Source organism: Massilia sp. KIM (assembly GCF_002007115.1).
Taxonomy (GTDB): Bacteria; Pseudomonadota; Gammaproteobacteria; order Burkholderiales; family Burkholderiaceae_D; genus Telluria.
The window spans coordinates 3,313,401-3,331,466 of the sequence record NZ_MVAD01000001.1 but is presented as its reverse complement, the minus strand read 5'-3'; the positions used below and the strand labels follow the sequence as shown (position 1 = coordinate 3,331,466).

Genomic DNA, 18,066 nt, shown 5'->3' with positions numbered 1-18,066 from the left:
GTTGACAATGTGCCTGCTGTCCTGTCGGGTAGGGCCCTTTTAAACTGTCGGATCGCCCCCACATCATGGTTCCGACAATTCAACAAGCAGCGCACAGTAAGGACTTTCATGGTTCCGCACCTCGTCACCGCCCTGACCGGCCCATTGCTCGATCTGGAGAAGAAGATTCTTGAGGCCACGCCCGCCATCGAGCGCTGGTTCCGCCTCGAGTGGCAGGAGCATACGCCGCCGTTCTACTGCTCGGTCGACCTGCGCAATGCGGGCTACAAGCTGGCGCCGGTGGACACCAACCTGTTCCCGGGCGGGTTCAATAACCTGGCAACGGAAATGCTGCCGCTGACGGTGCAGGCGGCGATGGCCGCGATCGACAAGTACTGTCCGGACGCGCGCAACCTGCTGCTCATTCCCGAGACGAATACGCGCAACCCGATGTACCTGCAGAACGTGGCGCGCCTGATGCAGATCTTCCGCCAGACCGGCCTGCACGTGCGCTTCGGATCGCTGTCGCCCGAGGTCACCGAGCCCACTCCGCTGGCCCTGCCGGACGGGAACATGCTGGTGATCGAGCCCCTGGTGCGCTCGCCCAATGGCCGCCGCGTCGGCCTGGCCGACTTCGATCCCTGCACCATCCTGCTCAACAACGACCTGTCGGCCGGCATTCCTTCGATACTGGAAAACCTGCACGAACAGTCGCTGCTGCCGCCCTTGCACGCCGGCTGGGCGCTGCGCCGCAAGAGCAACCACTTCAAGGCCTTCGACGAGGTGGCCAAGAAGTTCGGCAAGCTGATCGACATCGACCCCTGGATGGTGAACCCGCTGCACGCCAAGTGCGGCGAGGTCGACCTGCAGGAGAACGTCGGCACCGAGTGCCTGGCCGACAACGTCTCGATGCTGCTCTCGAAGATCAAGAAGAAGTACAAGGAATACGGCATGAAGGAGCAGAAGCCCTTCGTGATCCTGAAGCCCGACGCCGGCACCTACGGCATGGGCATCCTGACCGTGAAGGACGCCAGCGAGGTGCGCGACCTGACCCCGGCCCAGCGCAGCAAGATGTCGGTCATCAAGGACGGCGTGGCGGTCACCGACCTGATCATCCAGGAAGGCGTGCCGACCTTCGAGAGCATCAACGACGCGGTGGCCGAGCCGGTGGTCTACATGATCGACCGCTACGTGGTGGGCGGCTTCTACCGCGTGCACGCCGAGCGCGGCGTCGACCAGAACCTGAACGCCCCCGGCTCCCAGTACGTGCCGCTGGCCTTCGCCCAGCAGCACGCGGTGCCCGACCTCAAGGCCAAGCCGGGCACGGCGGCGCCGAACCGCTTCTACGTCTACGGCGTGGTGGCGCGCCTGGGCCTGCTGGCGGCCTCGCTCGAGCTCGAACGCACCGATCCGAACCCGGAAGTGTACTGACGCTTCCGGCGGCTCGGCTATACTCGGGCGCATGGACGAACTGCGCGCCATCTCCACCTTCATCCGTGCCGCCGAACTGGGCAGCTTCAACCGGGCCGCCCAGGTCCAGGGCACCACGCCGCAGGCGGTCAGCAAGGCCGTGCGCCAGCTGGAGCAGTACCTCGGCGTGCGCCTGTTCCACCGCACGACGCGCCGCAGCAGCCTGACCGAGGAGGGCCAGCGCCTGCTGGAATCGGTGAAGGACAGCATGGAAGGGTTCACCAGCGCGCTCAATCGCGTGAAGAACGCGGCGCGCGAGGACGAGGGACTGGTGCGCATCAGCGCCGGCGGCGCGGTGGGGCGCAAGGTCCTGTTGCCGTTGCTGGCCCAGTTCAGCCGCCTGCATCCGGGCGTCAGCTTCGACCTGGTGCTGGAAGACCGGCCCACCGACACCGTGGGCGAGCGCATCGACCTGGGCTTCAAGGCCGGCAACGCGCCGACCGCCCAGGTGGTGTCGCGGCGCCTGTTCCCGATCCAGCTGGTGCTGTGCGCCACGCCCGACTACCTGGCGCGCCACGGCGCCCCGGCCTCGCGCGCCGAACTTGCCGCCCACCGCTGCGTGGGCTACCGCCAGCCCGGCGCCGCGCGCCCCATGCCCTGGGAATTCCAGGACGGCAGCGAGACCGTCTACCAGAACATGCAGTACCTGGTGTGCTGCAGCGATCCCGAAGCCGAGATGGGGGCGGTGCTGAACGGCATGGGCATCGGCCAGATCGACAGCATCAACGCCACGCCCCACCTGCGTTCGGGAGAACTGGTGCCGCTGCTGGTGGAGCACACCAGCGAGCGCATGGGCCTTTACCTGTTCTACGCCCAGCGCAGCGACATGCCGGCCCGGGTGCGCCGCTTCATCGACTTCGCGGTTTCCAGCCTGCGCGACGGGCCGGATTTCCAGCTGCCGCCCCAGGAACTGGCGGCGCTGGCGAAAGCGGGGCGGCGCCGGGCCAGGACGTCCGCCTGAGCCGCCCGCGTTCTCCCCGAACCGCTTTGCTTACATGCCTTCCTTGGTCGGCATGATCACGACCTGCTGGATGTTGGCGTGCTTCGGCAGGGCCACGATGAAGCCGACCGTCTCGGCCACGTCCTCGGCCTTCAGGAACTCGATGGTCTGGGCGGCGCTGGCCAGCCAGTCGATCGCGCCCTGGAAGGTGAAGTGACTCTGCAGCTCGGTCTCGGTGATGCCCGGCTCGATCACCGAGACGCGGATGTTCTTCGGCCCGAGCTCGATGCGCAGGGTGCGCGACAGGTGGCTCACGAAGGCCTTGGTGGCCGAGTACACCGCGAAGTAGCCGAACAGGTTCTGGGCCGCGATCGAGGAGGTGTTGATCAGGTCCGCCGGACGGCCCTCTTTCGCTGCCGCTTCCAGTTGCGGAACGAAGGCCTGCACCACGCGCATGGCGCCGGCGACGTTGATGTCGATCTGCGATTCCCATTCGCGCTGCGGCTGCTGGCCGATGGCGCCGGGCAGCATCAGGCCGGCGTTGTTGAAGACCAGGTCGACATTGCCCCAGGTGCGCTGCACGGTGGCGGCGGCGGCGTCGAGCGAGGACTGATTGGTGACGTCGGTGGCGATCGCCAGGGCCTGGCCGCCGGCGGCGCGGATCTCGGCCGCCAGTTCTTCCAGTGCGCCGAGACGGCGCGCCAGCAGGGCGACCCTGGCGCCGCGCGCGGCCAGCAGCAGGGCGGTGGCGCGGCCCATGCCGCTCGAGGCGCCGGTGATCACGGCGATGCGGCCGTTCAGGTCCTGGGACAGGGTGTTGCGGGTGGTGATGGCTGCCATGATGCTTCTCCTTTTCGGTGGTGGTTGTGTCGGTTGACGGGGTCCACTTTACGGAGTCGCATTCACATCAGGTAGTTGGTGTCCGGCGATATCACTAACAACCTTCGGTTGCCAATCACGGCGTGCGGCGGCGCCGCCCGCCGGGCGCCGCGGATCAGTGCCTGAGGATGGACAGCAGCTCGGCGCCGACGATCAGCGCCGCGATCACGCCCAGGTGCACGCAGGCCAGCAGCAGCGCCCTCAGCCAGCTGGCCGCCAGGCCGCCGCCGTACACGCGCCGCAGCGCCGCCGGCAGATAGGCCAGGGACCAGGCCAGCGGCAGCAGCTGCAGCCAGTCCCAGGCCGAGATCAGCGCGCGCTTGCTCTCGTACAGGCAGATCATGAGCCAGGCGGCGTTGCCGGGAATGAGGATCATGAGGCTGGCGAGCAGGAACACGAAGGCGCTGGTATGCAGCGCGAACACCAGGTGCTCGCCATAGCGCCGACCGGCGCGCCAGTAGATCAGCTTCAGGTAGAGCGCGAACAGCGGCAGCGCGCCGATCAGCATGTAGGGCAGGTTGGACAGGAAGCCGGCGTTCAGGATCCGCGCCTGTTCCTGCGGCGCGAGCTGCATGAAGCGGCGCACGCCGTCCGGCCAGCGGGCGTCGACGCGTCCCAGCAGGTCGATCGCCGCCTGCAGCTCGTGCATCCGGGCGCCGCTCGTTTCGCTCGCCTTGAAATGCAGGGTCGCGCTGCCGAACTTGCCCGGGTAGGCCGGATCGGGGAAGCGGTGGGTGTAGGCCACGCCGGCCGAGCGCTCGTCCAGGGTCAGCTGGGGCAGCTCGACGCCATTGAGCTTGATCAGCGCGAACACGATCAGGCTCAGGCTCAGGTAGAGGCGCAGCGGGTTGACATAGGGGACGCGCCGCCCGCGCAGGAATTCCGCCGTCAGCTGGCCCGGCCTGCTCAGCAGCAGGCGCAGGGTGGACCACAGCTTGCCTTCGAGGGCGACGTAGTGGCCGATGAATTCGTGGACGAACTCCGAGGCGGAGGCGGCGTGGACCCGGGTGGCTTCACCGCACTTGGGGCAATAGGCATCGGGGGCGAAGGCCTCGCAGCTGGGGCAGCGCTGGCGCGCGCCGCCGCTGCCGGCGCCGCCGTGCACGACTTCCAGATTGGGCTTCACCTTCCGTACTCCTGATGTGTTTCACAGGACTCCACCATAGCAAACAACGGCGCCGCCGGGAGCGGCGCCGGCGCCGATCATGCGGGCGGGGTAAGCCTCGCCTCCCGGCTCAGGGCGTCGCCGCGCTCCAGCCTCCGCCCAGCGCCTTGTACACGCCCACCAGCGAGGTGGCGGCCCCGGTCTGGGACTGCGCCAGGCGGTCGCGCGCGGACAGCAGTTCGCGCTCGGCGTCGAGCACCGTCAGGAAGTCGGTCGAGCCCACCGCGAAGCGCTCGCGCGCGATCAGGGCCGCCTGCTCGGAGGCGCGCGCGGCCTCGAACAGCAGGCCGGCCTGGCGCTGGCTGCGGGTATAGGCCGCCAGCGCGCCCTCGGTCTCTTCCAGGGCGGCCAGCACGGTGCGCTCGTAGGCCAGCATGGCCGCCTCGCTGCGCGCGTCGGCCGCCGCCACCTGGGCGCGCAGGCGTCCGAAGTCGAGCAGGGTCCAGGTCAGGCTGGCGCCCAGGTTGTAGGCGTAGGAGGCGCCGTCGCCCAGGTCGCCGATGCGCGCCGCATTCTGGCCCACGGTGCCGCCCAGGGTCACGCGCGGGAACAGGGCGCTGCGCGCCACGCCCACCTGGGCCGCCGCCGCCGCAGCCTGGGCCTCGGCCGCCAGGATGTCGGGCCGGCGGCGCAGCAGCGAGGCCGGCGAGCCGACCGCCGCCAGCTCGACCGCCTTCAGGCCGGGGAGGGGCTGCTGGGCGGCCAGCTCGGCGTCGAGCGCGGTCGGGACCAGGCCGCACAGGACGGCGATGCGGTGCCGGGTGCGGATCAGGGCCGCTTCCAGCGCCGGCACGTTGGCGGCGGTGGATTGCACCAGGGCGCGCGCCCTTTCGGTGTCGAGCGCGGTGCCGCGTCCGGCGTCCAGGCGCGCTTCGACCAGTTCGAGCGCCTGGCGCTGGGTCTCGAGCGAGGCCTGGGCCACGCGCAGCTGTTCCTGCAGGCCGCGCAGCTCGAAGTAGTTGCGCGCCACTTCGGCCACCACGCTGACCTGGGCCGCGCGCACGCCTTCGGCCGTGGCCTGCACCCCGTAGCGGGCGGCGCTGCGGGCGTCGCGCAGGCCGCCGAACAGGTCGAGCTCCCACAGCAGGTCCAGGCCCACGCCGTAGGCCTTGCGGGTGACCGGCACGCCGGCGTCGTCCTGGGCGCGGATGCGCGCCGCGTCCACCCCCAGGCCGACCGAGGGGAAGAGGGCGGCGTCGGCCGCGCGGTTGAGGGCGCGCGCCTCGCGCAGGTTGGCGGCGGCGCTGCGCACGTCGGTGTTGGCCTGCAGGGCGCGCGCCACCAGGCTGTCCAGCTGGGCGTCCTGGAAGCCGGTCCAGAAGCTGCCCACCGGTTCGGCCGTGCCGCTGGTCTCGGGAGCGTTGACGAAGCCGGGCGGCAAGGCCGGCTCGAATTTCTTCACCGGGGCCGGGCCGGCGCAGGCGGCCAGCAGCGCCGCCCCCAGGCTGGCCGCCAGCAGGCGGCCCTTGTGCGGGGTGATCATGGGCCCTCCTTGCTCGGTGGCGCATCGTCGATGCCTGGGTGGAAGGGGTGGGCGCTGGCCTCGACCTCGCGCCTCACCTCGGCCGCGTGGGCGCGCCGCTTCTCGGTGCCCTTGCGCAGCAGGGCGTAGAACACCGGGGTCAGGAAGATGCCGAACAGGGTCACGCCGACCATGCCCGAGAACACCGCCACCCCCATCGCGCGCCGCATCTCGCTGCCAGCGCCGGTGCCGAGGATCAGCGGGATCACGCCGGCGCAGAAGGCGATCGAGGTCATCAGGATCGGGCGCAGTCGCAGGTGGCAGGCTTCGATGATGGCGTCGTGCATGCTCATGCCGCGTTCTTCCAGCTCCTTGGCGAATTCCACGATCAGGATCGCGTTCTTGCAGGCCAGGCCGACCAGCACCACCAGGGCCACCTGGGTGAACAAATTCAGGTCCCCGGTCTGGGAGAAGGGCGGCAGGCTCGAGATCCAGACCCCGAACAGGGCCGACAGGATACACATCGGCACGATCAGGATGATGGCCAGCGGCAGCGACCAGCTCTCGTACTGGGCGGTCAGCACCAGCACCACCAGCACCACCGACAGCAGCAGCACCGCCGCCAGGGTCGGCAGGTCGACGTCGATGCCCGGCAGCGGCACCGAGCGGGTCAGGCGGTCCTGGTAGGTCAGCTCGGTCCACTCGTAGGACATGCCGCGCGGCAGCTGGGCCAGCAGTTTCTCGACCTCGGCTTCCGCTTCGCCGCTCGAGTAGCCGGGGTTGGCGGAACCGTTGATGTCGGCCGAGGGGAAGCCGTTGTAGCGCGTCACGCGGGTGGGACCGAAGGTCGGCTGGACCTGCATCACGGAACCGAGAGGCACCATCTGGCCCTCGGCGTTGCGGGTCTCGAGGCGGGTGATGCTGTCCGCGGTCGAGCGGAAGCCCGATTCGGCCTGGACCACCACCTGGTAGGTCTTGCCGAAGCGCGTGAAATCGTTCACGTAGAGCGAGCCGAGGTTGATCTGCAGGGTGTCGTAGATGTTCTGCAGCGGCACCCCCATCTGCTTGGCCTTGGTGCGGTCGATGTCGGCGTACAGCTGGGGCACGTTGATGTCGTAGGTCGAGAAGGGGGTGCCGATGGTGGACTGCTTGTTGCCGTAGATCTGGCCCAGCACGCCCCATACCGCGCCGTACAAGGCCTGCTCGCCCTGGCCGCCGCGGTCCTGGATCTGCAGCTTGAAGCCGCCCGCGTTGCCCAGGCCGTCCACCGCCGGCGGCGGCACCACGAACATGCGCGCGCCCTGGATCTGCTGGATCGCGCCGTTGACCTGGCCCAGGATGGCGTCCTTGGACAGGTCGCGCGAGGTGCGCTTCTCGAAGGGAGCCAGGCCGAAGAACACGATGCCTTCGTTGGGCGCGGCCGAGAAGCCGGCGATCGACAGGCCGGGGAAGGCGATCGAGTCGACGATGCCGGGCACCTTGAGCGCGATGTCGCTCATGTCGCGGATCACCTTCTCGGTGCGCGCCAGCGAGGAGCCGGCCGGCAGCTGGGCGACGCCGATCAGGTATTGCTTGTCCGGCGCCGGCACGAAGCCGCTCGGGGTGCGCGCGAACAGCAGGGCGGTGAGCAGCAGCAGGACGGCGTAGACGATCATGGCCAGCGACTTGCGTTGCAGGATGCCGGTCACGCCGCGGCTGTACTGCTTGGAGCGGCGCTGGAAGAAGCAGTTAAACCAGTGGAAGAAGCGGCCGAACAGCTTGTCCATCACGCGCATCACCCGGTCCTTGGGCGCGTCGTGGGGGCGCAGCAGCAGGGCCGCCAGGGCCGGCGACAGGGTCAGCGAGTTGAAGGCCGAGATGACGGTCGAGATCGCGATGGTGGCGGCGAACTGCTTGTAGAACTGGCCCGACAGGCCGGGCACGAAGGTCAGCGGAATGAACACCGCGCACAGCACCAGGGCGATTGCGATGATGGGGCCGCTCACCTCCTGCATCGCCTTGACCGTGGCCTCGTGCGGCGTCAGCCCGTCCTGGATGTTGCGCTCGACGTTCTCGACCACCACGATGGCGTCGTCGACCACGATGCCGATCGCCAGCACCAGGCCGAACAGGGTGAGGGTGTTGATCGAGTAGCCGAGCATCAGCAGCACCGCGAAGGTGCCGATGATCGAGACCGGCACCGCCAGCAGCGGGATCACCGAGGCGCGCCAGGTCTGGAGGAAGATGATCACCACCAGCACCACCAGCAGCACGGCCTCGATCAGGGTGCTGACCACCTTCTCGATCGAGGTCTGGACGAAGCGCGTGGGGTCGTACACGATGTTGTAGTCGACCCCTTTCGGGAAGCGCGCCTTGGCTTTCTCCATGGTGGCGCGCACGTTGGCCGACAGCTGCAGGGCGTTCGAGCCGGGCGCCTGGAAGATACCGATCGCGGCCGCCTCCTTGTTGTTGAGCAGGCTGCGCAGCGAATAGGAGTTGGCGCTCATCTCGACCCGGCCGACGTCGCGCACCCGCACCACCGCGCCGGTGGCCGGGTCGCTGCGCACGATGATCTCGGCGAAGTCTTCCTCGCGCACCAGGCGGCCCTGGGCGTTCACCTGGAGCTGGAAGTCGGTGTCGTCGGGCGCGGGCGGCGAACCGACCACGCCGGCCGCGACCTGGGCGTTCTGCTCGCGGATCGCGCCGATCACGTCGCCCGCGGTCATGCCGCGCGCCACCAGGGCGGGCGGATTGAGCCAGATGCGCATGGCGTAGTCGCCGGCGCCGAACAGGATCACCGAGCCCATGCCGGGGATGCGCAGGAGGTCGTCGCGCACGTTGAGGTTGGCGTAGTTGCGCAGGTAGAGCGCGTCGCGGCTGTTGTCCGGGCTGACCATGTGCACCACCATGGTCAGGTTGGGCGACTGCTTCTCGGTGGTGACGCCGATCTGGCGCACGATGTCGGGCAGGCGCGGCAGGGCGCGGTTGATGCGGTTCTGGACCGCCGTCTCGGCCGCCTCGGGCACGGTGCCGATGCGGAAGGTGACGGTGAGGGTCATGCTGCCGTCGGCCGTTGCCTGGCTCTCGAAGTAGAGCATGTTCTCGAGGCCGTTGATCTGCTCTTCCAGCGGCGCAGCCACGGTTTCCGAGATCACGCGCGGGTTGGCGCCCGGGAACTGGGCGCGCACCACGATCTGGGGCGGGGCCACTTCGGGGTATTCCGAGATCGGCAGCTGGAAGATGGCCAGCAGCCCGACCAGGAAGATGAAGATCGACAGCACCGTCGCGAAGCGCGGGCGGTCGATGAAGAAGCGCGAGATGTCCATGCGCGCTCCCTAGCTCTTGGCCGGCGCGGCCGCCGGGGCCGCCGACTTGGCGGCCGGAAGGGCGCGGCCCTGCTCGTCGAGCTGGACCACCTGGGGGGTGACCGGGGCGCCGGGGAAGGCGCGCAGCAGGCCGTCGACCACCACCATCTCGCCGGGCTTGACGCCGGTGACGGCGCGCATGCCCTCGAACAGGGCGCCGGTCTTGATCTCGCGCTGCTCGACCACGTTGTCCTTGCCCACCACCAGCACCACCTTGCGCGTCTGGTCGGTGCTGATCGCGCGGTCCGGCACCAGGGTGGCGCTGTAGGTGCCGCTGCCGACCAGCCGGATGCGCGCGAACAGGCCGGGGGTGTAGAGACCGTCCTTGTTGTCGAACACGGCCCGCCCGCGGATGGTGGCGGTATTCGGATTCAGGCGGTTGTCGACGAAGTCCATGCGCCCCACGTGCGGATAGCCGGTGTCGTTGGCCAGGCCCAGGCGCACCGCGTTGGGCGTGTCGCGCGAGGAGGGGCGGGTGCCCTCGCGCGCGGCGCGCATGTATTTCAGGTAGATCGCCTCGCTGGCGTCGAAGTAGGCGTACACCTTGTCGTTCGAGACCACGGTGGTGAGCACCGGCTCGCCGACCGTCACCAGGTTGCCCTCGGTGACGTTGGCGCGCGAGGTGCGCCCGGCCACCGGCGCCGTGATGCGCGAGAACTCCAGGTTCAGGCGCGCCTGGGTCAGGGCGGCGTCGCTGGCGCGCACGTTGGCCTCGGCCGTGGCCACGTTCGACTTCAGCTGGTCGATTTCCTGGGCGCTGACGCCGCGGATCGCGACCAGCTTCTCGGCGCGGGCCAGCTCGCTCTTGCCCAGTTCGACCTGGGTGCGGGCGGCGGCGCGCTGGGCCTCCAGGCGCGCCACCTCGGCCGCGAAGGGACGCGGGTCGATGGTGAACAGCGGATCGCCCTTCTTGACCACCTGGCCCTCGCGGAAATGGACCTTGGTGAGCTGGCCGGCGACGCGCGAGCGCACCTCGACCGTGTCCGGCGCCTCGAGGCGGGCGGTGAATTCATCGAATTCCTGGACCTCGCGCTGGACCACGGCGGCGACCGAGACCGGCGGTGGTCCGCCGGCCTGGGCGTTGGCATCGCCCTTGCCGCAGCCGGCAAGCGGCAAGGCCAGGCCGAGGAGAAGGGTGTAGCGGGACCAGCGAGCAAGCGCCGGGGCGACCAGAGTTTCCATAACGTACTCCCGTAAAGGTCCGACCGCCAGTTCGCGGAAGGCGAAGCTGTCGATGTGCTGATGAGCGGCTTCCCACGCCTACTCGACGTTAACGGGAAACAGCTTGATTCATATCAACTAAATAACAGACTCTCACAAAACTGACCGTGGTGTCATTACGGAAAACGGTAGGGGCGGGCGGAAACGGCACCCAGCCGCACTTTGCTGCCTTGTCCTCTTGCTTACGGGAGAGGTGGTGTGGCACTGAATGCAAGGCCGGCTCACCCTTTTGTTAGAACTAACATCGGGTCAAAGGCGCTGCAGGGGGACCGGCGCAGGTGGCTCATACATCCTTGCGCACCAGGTACATGAAGTGGGAGCGCAGCACAGGGGCCGCGAGGGCCAGCACCTCCGGCACGAGGTAGGGCGCCCAGGCCAGCAGGCGGTTGACCGGCGGCGCGAGGATCAGGCTGCGGTAGCGCCGCTGCCCGCCCGGCCACAGGCCCTCCAGCTCGGCCCGGGTCACCTTGCGCACGTTGCGGTTGCGCGGATTGCTGTAGCGAAAGTCGAAGATCAGGCACCAGCCGCCGGGACGCAGGGTGCGCCACATCTGGGCCGCCAGTTCGCGCCGCAGGCCGGGCGTGAGGATGGACGAGAACACGGTCTGGGCCGTGACGAGGTCGGCGCTGTCTTGCGCGATGCCGTCCAGCGGCCCCAGGTGCCAGTGCACGCCCGGGGCGGTGCAGCGCCGGGCATGGTCGAGCCGGTCTTTCTGGAGCTCGGTGGCGGTGATGTTGTCGGGCGTCGCGCCCCAGTCGATCAGCTGGCGCACGAAGCCGCCGGTGCCGCAGCCGACGTCGAGCACCTTCACGCCGGAAAGGTCGGCGCCGACGCTGGCGCTGAGCAGCTCGGCGAAGACGCGCGACCGGGCCGCCACCTGCTGCAGGATCTCGGGGCGATGCCAGGCGTAACGCGCCAGCGCCGCGCCGCCATGCCAGGCGCGGTAGACCTTGCGGATGCGTTCCTGTTCGGACTGATTGTCGGGCCGGGTGTCCATGGCTTCATGCTCGCGCGGGACCGGCGGCCACGGTTTGAGGCGGCTCATGGCCATCTCCTGTTGTGTAACAAGTTGTTCAAATGCATTTTCGTGGTAGAGCTTGCCTCTGGATAAATACGCTTCCGCCGCCATCTAGATGGCGGGAGGGGGCGCCGGCCGCGAGCTCCAGCGTTTCCGGCTAAAATCGATGCATTACCTCTATTGGAAGCACCATGAAAATCGCATTTCTTGCCGACCCGCTGTCCGGATTCAAGATTTACAAGGACTCGACCTTCGCGATGATGCGCGAGGCGGCCCGGCGCGGCCATGCCATTTATTTCTTCGAGCAGCGCGACATGGTGCTGGAAGAGGGCGTCGTCACGGCCAGCGTGGCGCGCGTGCACCTGACCGGCGAGCCGGAGGCCTGGTACCGCCTCGATCCGGCCGAGAGCCTCCCGCTGTCGGCCTTCGACGCCGTCCTCGAGCGCAAGGATCCGCCCTTCGACATGGAATACGTGTACGCCACCTATCTGCTGGAACTGGCCGAGCGCCAGGGCGCGCGCGTGTTCAACCGTCCGTCGGCGATCCGCGACCACAACGAGAAGCTGGCGATCGGCCAGTTCAGCGAATTCACCTCGCCGACCCTGGTCAGCTCCGACCCGGCCCGGCTGCGCGCCTTCCATGCCAAGCACGGCGACGTGATCCTCAAGCCGCTGGACGGCATGGGCGGCGCCGGCATCTTCCGCGTGCGCGAGGACGGCATGAACCTGGGCTCGGTGATCGAGACCCTGACCGGCAACGGCCGCCACACCATCATGGCCCAGAAATACATCCCGGCCATCGTCAAGGGCGACAAGCGGGTGCTGGTCATCGACGGCAAGCCGGTGCCCTTCGCGCTGGCCCGCATCCCGCAAGGGAACGAAGTGCGCGGCAACCTGGCTGCCGGCGGCCTCGGCGTGGCCCAGCCGCTCACCGCGCGCGACCGCGAGATCGCCGAGGCCCTGGGCCCGGTGCTGGCCGCGCGTGGGCTGTTGCTGGTAGGATTAGACGTGATCGGGGATTTCCTGACCGAAGTAAATGTCACCAGCCCGACCTGCTTCCAGGAGATCACCGACCAGACCGGCTTCGACGTGGCCGCGATGTTCATCGACGCGCTCGAGCTGCGGGCGCAACAGCCGCGGCAGTCCGCGGCCAGCGCTTTGGAAAGATAATATGGTAGGCATCCTGCTCATGACCCATGCACCGCTGGGCCAGGCATTCGTGGCGGCGGTCGCGCACGTGTTCCGCGGCCCGACCGAACTGTTCGAGGCGATCGACGTGACCGCCGACCAGGACCTGGGCGAGGTCAATTGCATGGCGAAGGAAGCGATCAAGCGCCTCGACGAAGGCGACGGTGTGCTGGTCATCACCGACATCAAGGGCGGCACGCCGTCCAACTGCTGCAACTCGCTGGCCGAGGCGGGGCATGTGGAAGTCATCGCCGGCATCAGCCTGCCGATGCTGCTGCGCGCCATCACCTACCGCCGCGACACGCTGGACGTGGTGGTCGAGATGGCGCTGGCCGGGGCCCAGAACGGCGCGGTGCGGGTCGACAACCGGATCCGGGTAGGATCGAGCTGAACGGGCGCTTGGCGGCAGGCGCGCATCCGATAGGTCAAACATAACGAGAATATGATTCAACAAGAGATCGAGATCATCAACAAGCTGGGCCTGCATGCCCGCGCATCCGCCAAGTTCACGCAGCTGGCCGCGAAGTTCCAGAGCGACGTCTGGCTCACCCGCAACGGCCGCCGCATCAACGCCAAATCCATCATGGGGGTCATGATGCTCGCCGCCGGCAAGGGGGCCAAGGTCCTGCTGGAAGCCGACGGTCCGGACGAGCAGCAGTGCGTCGCGGCGCTCGCCGGCCTGATCAACGACAAGTTCGGCGAAGGCGAGTAATGCCGCGCGACCCCGCGGCTCGCCTCACGGGACCCTCGATGGCATCCTTCACCCTCCACGGCATCCCCGTCTCGCGCGGCATCTCGATCGGCCGCGCGCACAAGCTCACCCCGGCCGCGCTCGACGTCAAGCACTACCTGGTGCCCGAAGAGCAGGTCGAGGCCGAGGTGCGCCGCCTGCAGGACGCGATCGCGCAAGTGCACCGCGACCTGCAGGAGCTGTGGACCGACCTGCCCAAGGACGCCCCCACCGAGCTGGGCGCCTTCATCGACGTCCACGTCCTGATCCTGTCCGACCCGATGATCTCGGAAGCGCCGCTGGACATCATCCGCACCCGCCACTACAACGCGGAGTGGGCGCTGGTGACCCAGATCGACGAGCTCTCGGCCCAGTTCGACGAGATCGAGGACGAGTACCTGCGCGAGCGCAAGCACGACATCCAGCAGGTGGCCGAGCGCGTGCTCAAGGTCCTGATGGGCACCGCCCTGAACGTGCCGCCGGTGTTCGCCGACCCCGACCAGCCCGCGCCCCAGATGATCGTGGTGGCCCACGACATCTCGCCGGCCGACATGCTGGCCTTCCGCGACGGCGGCACCCGCTCCTTCATCGGCTTCGTGACCGACGTCGGCGGCCAGAACTCGCACACCGCGATCGTGGCGCGCTCGCTCGACATCCCGGCGGCGGTGGGCATGAGCCAGGCCTCGCGCCTGATCGAGCAGGACGACTGGGTGATCATCGACGGCGACGCCGGGGTGGTGATCTGCAACCCGAGCCAGCTGGTGCTGGACCAGTACCGCGCGCGCCAGCAGGCCCTGATGAAGGCGCGCAAGCGCCTGCTCAAGCTCAAGAAGACCCCGGCGGTGACCAAGGACGGCACCGCGATCACGCTGCTGGCCAACATCGAGCTGCCGGACGACTGCCCGGCGGCGCTGGAGGCGGGCGCCAACGGGGTCGGCCTGTTCCGCTCCGAATTCCTGTTCATGGGCCGCGGCGCCCAAGGCCTGCAGATCCCGGGCGAGGACGAGCAGTTCGAACAGTACCGCAAGGCGGTGCTGGCGATGAAGGGCCGCCCGGTGACCATCCGCACCCTGGACGTGGGCGCCGACAAGCCGCTCGACCCGACCGAGCACAATGCGCTCAATCCGGCCCTGGGCCTGCGCGCGATCCGCTATTGCCTGGCCGAGCCGCAGATGTTCCTGACCCAGCTGCGCGCCATCCTGCGGGCCTCGGCCTTCGGTCCGGTGCGCATCCTGATCCCGATGCTGGCCCACGCCTTCGAGATCGACCAGACCCTGAACATGATCGAGCAGGCCAAGGTCCAGTTGCGCGAAGAGAAGCTGAAGTTCGACGAGGGGATCGAGGTCGGCGCCATGATCGAGATCCCGGCCGCCGCGCTGGCGCTGCCGATGTTCGTCAAGCGCATGGACTTCCTCTCGATCGGCACCAATGACCTGATCCAGTACACCCTGGCCATCGACCGGGTCGACTACGAGGTGGCGCACCTGTACAATCCGCTGCATCCGGCGGTGCTGCAGCTGATCGCCTCGACCATCGCCACCGGCCAGAAGGCCGGGCTGGACGTGGCGGTGTGCGGCGAGATGGCCGGCGACGTCAAGATGACCCGCCTGCTGCTGGGCATGGGACTGCGCGAGTTTTCGATGCACCCGGCCCAGATCCTGTCGGTGAAGCAGGAAATCCTGAACAGCGACCTGGGCGCGATCACCACCCGCACCCGGCGCATCCTGCGCTCCATGGAACCGGGCGACATCGCCGCCGCCGTCGAGCAGCTGCAGACCCTCTGAACCGTGGCCGGCAAGGCCGGCCACGGTCCATCACCAAAAAAACACGAAGCGACACCTGCATGGGATCTCTTGGAATAGTCACACCTCAGGCGATGCATTTCCCTGAGCCGCTGCGCCTGCAAAGCGGGGCGCAGATCGGCGATTACACGCTGATGTACGAAACCTATGGCACGCTCAACGCCGACAAGTCGAACGCGGTGCTGATCTGCCACGCGCTCAACGCCTCGCACCACGTGGCCGGCACCTATGCCAGCCCGAAGAGCACCGGCTGGTGGGACAACATGGTCGGCCCCGGCAAGCCGGTCGACACCAACCGCTTCTTCGTCATCGGCGTTAACAACCTCGGTTCCTGCTTCGGCTCGACCGGCCCGATGCACACCAATCCGGCCACCGGCAAGCCCTATGGCGCCGCCTTCCCGGTGGTGACGGTGGAAGACTGGGTGGCGGCCCAGGCGCGCCTGGCGGACCGCCTCGGCATCGCCCGGTTCGCGGCCGTGATGGGCGGCTCGCTGGGCGGCATGCAGGCCCTGTCCTGGAGCATCCTGTTCCCCGAGCGCCTGCGCCACTGCATCGTGATCGCCTCCACCCCCAAGCTGTCGGCCCAGAACATCGCCTTCAACGACGTGGCGCGCCAGGCCATCCTGACCGACCCCGACTACCGCGGCGGCGACTTCTACGAGCATGGCGTGGTGCCGAAGAACGGCCTGAAGGTGGCGCGCATGGTCGGCCACATCACCTACCTGTCGAACGACGACATGGCGGAGAAGTTCGGCCGCAAGCTGCGCAACGCGGCCGAAACCAACGACTACAAGTTCGACTTCGGCATCGACTTCGAGATCGAGTCCTACCTGCGCTACCAGGGCGACAAGTTCTCGGAATACTTCGACGCCAACACCTACCTGCTCATCACCAAGGCGCTCGACTACTTCGACCCCGCGCGCGAGCACGACGGCGACCTGGCCCGGGCCCTGGAGAACACCCGCGCCCAGTTCCTGCTGGTGTCCTTCACCACCGACTGGCGCTTCTCGCCCGAGCGCAGCCGCGAGATCGTCGAGGCCCTGCTGGCCAACCGCCGCAAGGTGAGCTACGCCGAGATCGACGCGCCCCACGGCCACGACGCCTTCCTGCTGGAAGACCCGCGCTACATGAACGTGGTGCGGGCCTACTACGACCGGATCGCCGCCGAGATCGGCGCCCAGCCGGCGCCAGCCCACGCGGAGGCCGCATGACCTTCAACGAACTGAACGCCCTGCGCCCCGACCTGGCCTTCATCGCCCACTGGGTCAAGGACAAGGCCCACGTGCTCGACGTCGGCTGCGGCGACGGCGCCATGCTGCGCTACCTGGAGCTGGACAAGGCCTGCACCGGCTATGGCATCGAGATCGCCGACGACAAGGTGCTGGAAAGCACCAGGCGCGGCATCAATGTGATCCAGCACGACATGGAGCAGGGCCTGTCCTTGTTCCGCGACAACTCCTTCGATACCGTGCTCTGCCTGTCGTCGCTGCAGATGATGCAGCACGTTGAGGCCCTGCTGCGCGACATCGTGCGGGTCGGCCACGAGGCCATCGTGTCCTTCCCCAATTTCGCCCACTGGCCGCACCGCCTGGCCCTGCTCAAGGGCCGCATGCCGGTCTCGCGCTCGCTGCCCTACCAGTGGTACGACACGCCCAACGTGCGCTGCGCCACCATCTACGACTTCCAGGAACTGGCCGAGGAATGCGGGCTGGAGGTGCTGGAATGCGTGGCCCTGGCCGAGGGCAAGCCGGTGAGTTTCCTGCCGAACCTGCGCGGCAGCCTGGCGGTGTTTCGACTGCGCAAGAAGAGCAAGCCCGCCTGAAACATGTCCTTACATTGTTATGTGCGGTGGCGGCTTGTCCGCGCTCAGTCGGTGCGCGAAGATGGCACCGCTGAGCGTATTGTCTCTTCTGTTTACTTTCTGAGAGGATAGGGCTGCTAACAACAGCCTATCGGGTCGAACACCATGAAAAAATTGAAACAACTTGTCGTGTGCATCTCGCTGCTGGGCGTGGCCGGCATCGCGCCGGCCCAGGAAGCCCCGCAACAACAGACCGAGGTCCAGGACGGCATCCGCGTCAAGCCGCTGTCGCGCACCCGCGTGCTGGTGCCGGAGGAGCAGCTCAACGAGGCCGCCGCCCAGCAGTACACCGCGATGATGAGCGAAGCCCAGCAGAAGGGCGTGCTGGTCCCGGCCTCCCACCCCGAGGTCAAGCGCCTGCGCGCCATCGCCCAGCGCATCATCCCGCACGCCCCGCGCTGGAACCAGAACGCGGCCCAGTGGCAGTGGCAGGTCAACCTGATCGACTCCAAGGACGTCAACGCCTTCTGCATGCCGGGCGGCCGCATCGGCTTCTTCACCGGCATCCTCACCTCGCTCAAGCTGACCGACGACGAGGTGGCGGCCGTGATGGGCCACGAGATCGCCCACGCCCTGCGCGAGCATGGCCGCGAGCGCATGGCCAAGCAGGGCCTGACCAACATCGGCGCGCGCGTGGGCGGCGCCCTGATCTCGGGCATCTTCGGCATCGATCCCAACATCACCGGCACCATCGCCGGCTACGGCGCCCAGATGGTGGGCCTGAAGTTCTCGCGCGACGAGGAACGCGAGGCCGACCTGGTCGGCCTGGACATCTCCTCGCGCGCCGGCTACGACCCGCGCGCCGGCATCGCCCTGTGGCGCAAGATGGCGGCGCTGAACCAGCGCGCGCCGCTGGAACTGTTCTCCACCCACCCGGGCGGCGAGACCCGCATCGGCGACATCGAAGCCCACCTGAACGTGCTGCTGCCGCTGTACGCGCGCGCCAAGGGCACCACCGTGTCCAAGCTGCCGCCTTACCGCACCAACGTGGCGCTCAAGTGACGGCAG

15 protein-coding genes are annotated in these 18,066 nt (G+C 68.2%); 9 read left to right on the top strand and 6 right to left on the bottom strand.

Features of this window, described 5'->3' with window-relative positions:
* The first annotated feature begins 108 nt into the window (after positions 1 to 108).
* Positions 109 to 1,410 carry a glutamate--cysteine ligase gene (gene gshA, locus B0920_RS14565; RefSeq protein ID WP_078033196.1) on the top strand — a complete coding sequence of 434 codons (1,302 nt, stop codon included), beginning with the start codon at positions 109 to 111 and terminating at the stop codon, positions 1,408 to 1,410.
* Between the two features lie 31 nt (positions 1,411 to 1,441).
* A complete protein-coding gene (locus tag B0920_RS14560) occupies positions 1,442 to 2,410 on the top strand; it encodes a LysR family transcriptional regulator (RefSeq protein WP_078033195.1) in 969 nt (322 codons plus the stop codon).
* Positions 2,411 to 2,440: 30 nt separating this feature from the next.
* Here the strand turns inward: B0920_RS14560 and B0920_RS14555 are convergent, their stop codons facing one another.
* The 6 genes from B0920_RS14555 to B0920_RS14530 form a co-directional block, all read right to left on the bottom strand.
* Complete coding sequence (locus B0920_RS14555; protein WP_078033194.1) at positions 2,441 to 3,229, bottom strand: SDR family oxidoreductase; 789 nt, start codon at positions 3,227 to 3,229, stop codon at positions 2,441 to 2,443.
* A 154-nt stretch (positions 3,230 to 3,383) separates the two neighbouring features.
* A complete protein-coding gene (locus B0920_RS14550; protein WP_078033193.1) occupies positions 3,384 to 4,394 on the bottom strand; it encodes a DUF3667 domain-containing protein in 1,011 nt (336 codons plus the stop codon).
* 109 nt (positions 4,395 to 4,503) lie between these two features.
* Positions 4,504 to 5,916 carry an efflux transporter outer membrane subunit gene (locus tag B0920_RS14545; protein WP_078033192.1) on the bottom strand — a complete coding sequence of 471 codons (1,413 nt, stop codon included), beginning with the start codon at positions 5,914 to 5,916 and terminating at the stop codon, positions 4,504 to 4,506.
* On the bottom strand, positions 5,913 to 9,200 hold the full coding sequence (locus B0920_RS14540) for an efflux RND transporter permease subunit (RefSeq protein ID WP_078033191.1): 3,288 nt from the start codon (positions 9,198 to 9,200) through the stop codon (positions 5,913 to 5,915). The genes B0920_RS14545 and B0920_RS14540 overlap by 4 nt, the downstream gene beginning before the upstream one ends.
* 9 nt (positions 9,201 to 9,209) lie before the next feature.
* A complete protein-coding gene (locus B0920_RS14535) occupies positions 9,210 to 10,421 on the bottom strand; it encodes an efflux RND transporter periplasmic adaptor subunit (protein WP_078033190.1) in 1,212 nt (403 codons plus the stop codon).
* Between the two features lie 322 nt (positions 10,422 to 10,743).
* Positions 10,744 to 11,505 (bottom strand): class I SAM-dependent methyltransferase, encoded by a 762-nt coding sequence (locus B0920_RS14530; protein ID WP_229455517.1) that lies wholly within the window; start codon positions 11,503 to 11,505, stop codon positions 10,744 to 10,746.
* A gap of 164 nt (positions 11,506 to 11,669) precedes the next feature.
* Here B0920_RS14530 and gshB point away from each other — a divergent pair, with 164 nt between their 5' ends.
* The 7 genes from gshB (at position 11,670) to B0920_RS14495 (ending at position 18,060) form a co-directional block, all read left to right on the top strand.
* Positions 11,670 to 12,647 carry a glutathione synthase gene (gshB, locus tag B0920_RS14525; protein WP_078033189.1) on the top strand — a complete coding sequence of 326 codons (978 nt, stop codon included), beginning with the start codon at positions 11,670 to 11,672 and terminating at the stop codon, positions 12,645 to 12,647.
* 1 nt (position 12,648) lies between these two features.
* Positions 12,649 to 13,056 carry a PTS sugar transporter subunit IIA gene (locus B0920_RS14520; RefSeq protein WP_078033188.1) on the top strand — a complete coding sequence of 136 codons (408 nt, stop codon included), beginning with the start codon at positions 12,649 to 12,651 and terminating at the stop codon, positions 13,054 to 13,056.
* Between the two features lie 51 nt (positions 13,057 to 13,107).
* Positions 13,108 to 13,377, top strand: coding sequence for an HPr family phosphocarrier protein (locus B0920_RS14515; protein ID WP_078033187.1), 270 nt, complete (start codon positions 13,108 to 13,110; stop codon positions 13,375 to 13,377).
* Between the two features lie 38 nt (positions 13,378 to 13,415).
* Positions 13,416 to 15,179 (top strand): phosphoenolpyruvate--protein phosphotransferase, encoded by a 1,764-nt coding sequence (ptsP, locus tag B0920_RS14510; protein ID WP_078033423.1) that lies wholly within the window; start codon positions 13,416 to 13,418, stop codon positions 15,177 to 15,179.
* 59 nt (positions 15,180 to 15,238) lie between these two features.
* A complete protein-coding gene (locus B0920_RS14505; RefSeq protein WP_078033186.1) occupies positions 15,239 to 16,408 on the top strand; it encodes a homoserine O-acetyltransferase in 1,170 nt (389 codons plus the stop codon).
* The gene (gene metW, locus B0920_RS14500; protein ID WP_078033185.1) at positions 16,405 to 17,019 is read left to right on the top strand and encodes a methionine biosynthesis protein MetW; all 615 of its coding nucleotides are present in this window, start codon (positions 16,405 to 16,407) and stop codon (positions 17,017 to 17,019) included. The genes B0920_RS14505 and metW overlap by 4 nt, the downstream gene beginning before the upstream one ends.
* A gap of 144 nt (positions 17,020 to 17,163) precedes the next feature.
* Entirely contained in the window at positions 17,164 to 18,060 is an 897-nt protein-coding gene (locus B0920_RS14495; RefSeq protein ID WP_078033184.1) for a M48 family metallopeptidase, read from the top strand.
* Positions 18,061 to 18,066: the final 6 nt, after the last annotated feature.

Bases quoted from the DNA above. Each gene is read 5' to 3' on its own strand.
- B0920_RS14520 (WP_078033188.1), top strand. From the start codon at position 12,649: ATGGTAGGCATCCTGCTCATGACCCATGCACCGCTGGGCCAGGCATTC.
- B0920_RS14505 (WP_078033186.1), top strand. From the start codon at position 15,239: ATGGGATCTCTTGGAATAGTCACACCTCAGGCGATGCATTTCCCTGAG.
- gshB (WP_078033189.1), top strand. From the start codon at position 11,670: ATGAAAATCGCATTTCTTGCCGACCCGCTGTCCGGATTCAAGATTTAC.
- metW (WP_078033185.1), top strand. From the start codon at position 16,405: ATGACCTTCAACGAACTGAACGCCCTGCGCCCCGACCTGGCCTTCATC.
- B0920_RS14535 (WP_078033190.1), bottom strand. From the start codon at position 10,421: ATGGAAACTCTGGTCGCCCCGGCGCTTGCTCGCTGGTCCCGCTACACC.
- B0920_RS14540 (WP_078033191.1), bottom strand. From the start codon at position 9,200: ATGGACATCTCGCGCTTCTTCATCGACCGCCCGCGCTTCGCGACGGTG.
- gshA (WP_078033196.1), top strand. From the start codon at position 109: ATGGTTCCGCACCTCGTCACCGCCCTGACCGGCCCATTGCTCGATCTG.
- B0920_RS14545 (WP_078033192.1), bottom strand. From the start codon at position 5,916: ATGATCACCCCGCACAAGGGCCGCCTGCTGGCGGCCAGCCTGGGGGCG.
- B0920_RS14560 (WP_078033195.1), top strand. From the start codon at position 1,442: ATGGACGAACTGCGCGCCATCTCCACCTTCATCCGTGCCGCCGAACTG.
- B0920_RS14495 (WP_078033184.1), top strand. From the start codon at position 17,164: ATGAAAAAATTGAAACAACTTGTCGTGTGCATCTCGCTGCTGGGCGTG.
- ptsP (WP_078033423.1), top strand. From the start codon at position 13,416: ATGGCATCCTTCACCCTCCACGGCATCCCCGTCTCGCGCGGCATCTCG.
- B0920_RS14555 (WP_078033194.1), bottom strand. From the start codon at position 3,229: ATGGCAGCCATCACCACCCGCAACACCCTGTCCCAGGACCTGAACGGC.
- B0920_RS14530 (WP_229455517.1), bottom strand. From the start codon at position 11,505: ATGAGCCGCCTCAAACCGTGGCCGCCGGTCCCGCGCGAGCATGAAGCC.
- B0920_RS14515 (WP_078033187.1), top strand. From the start codon at position 13,108: ATGATTCAACAAGAGATCGAGATCATCAACAAGCTGGGCCTGCATGCC.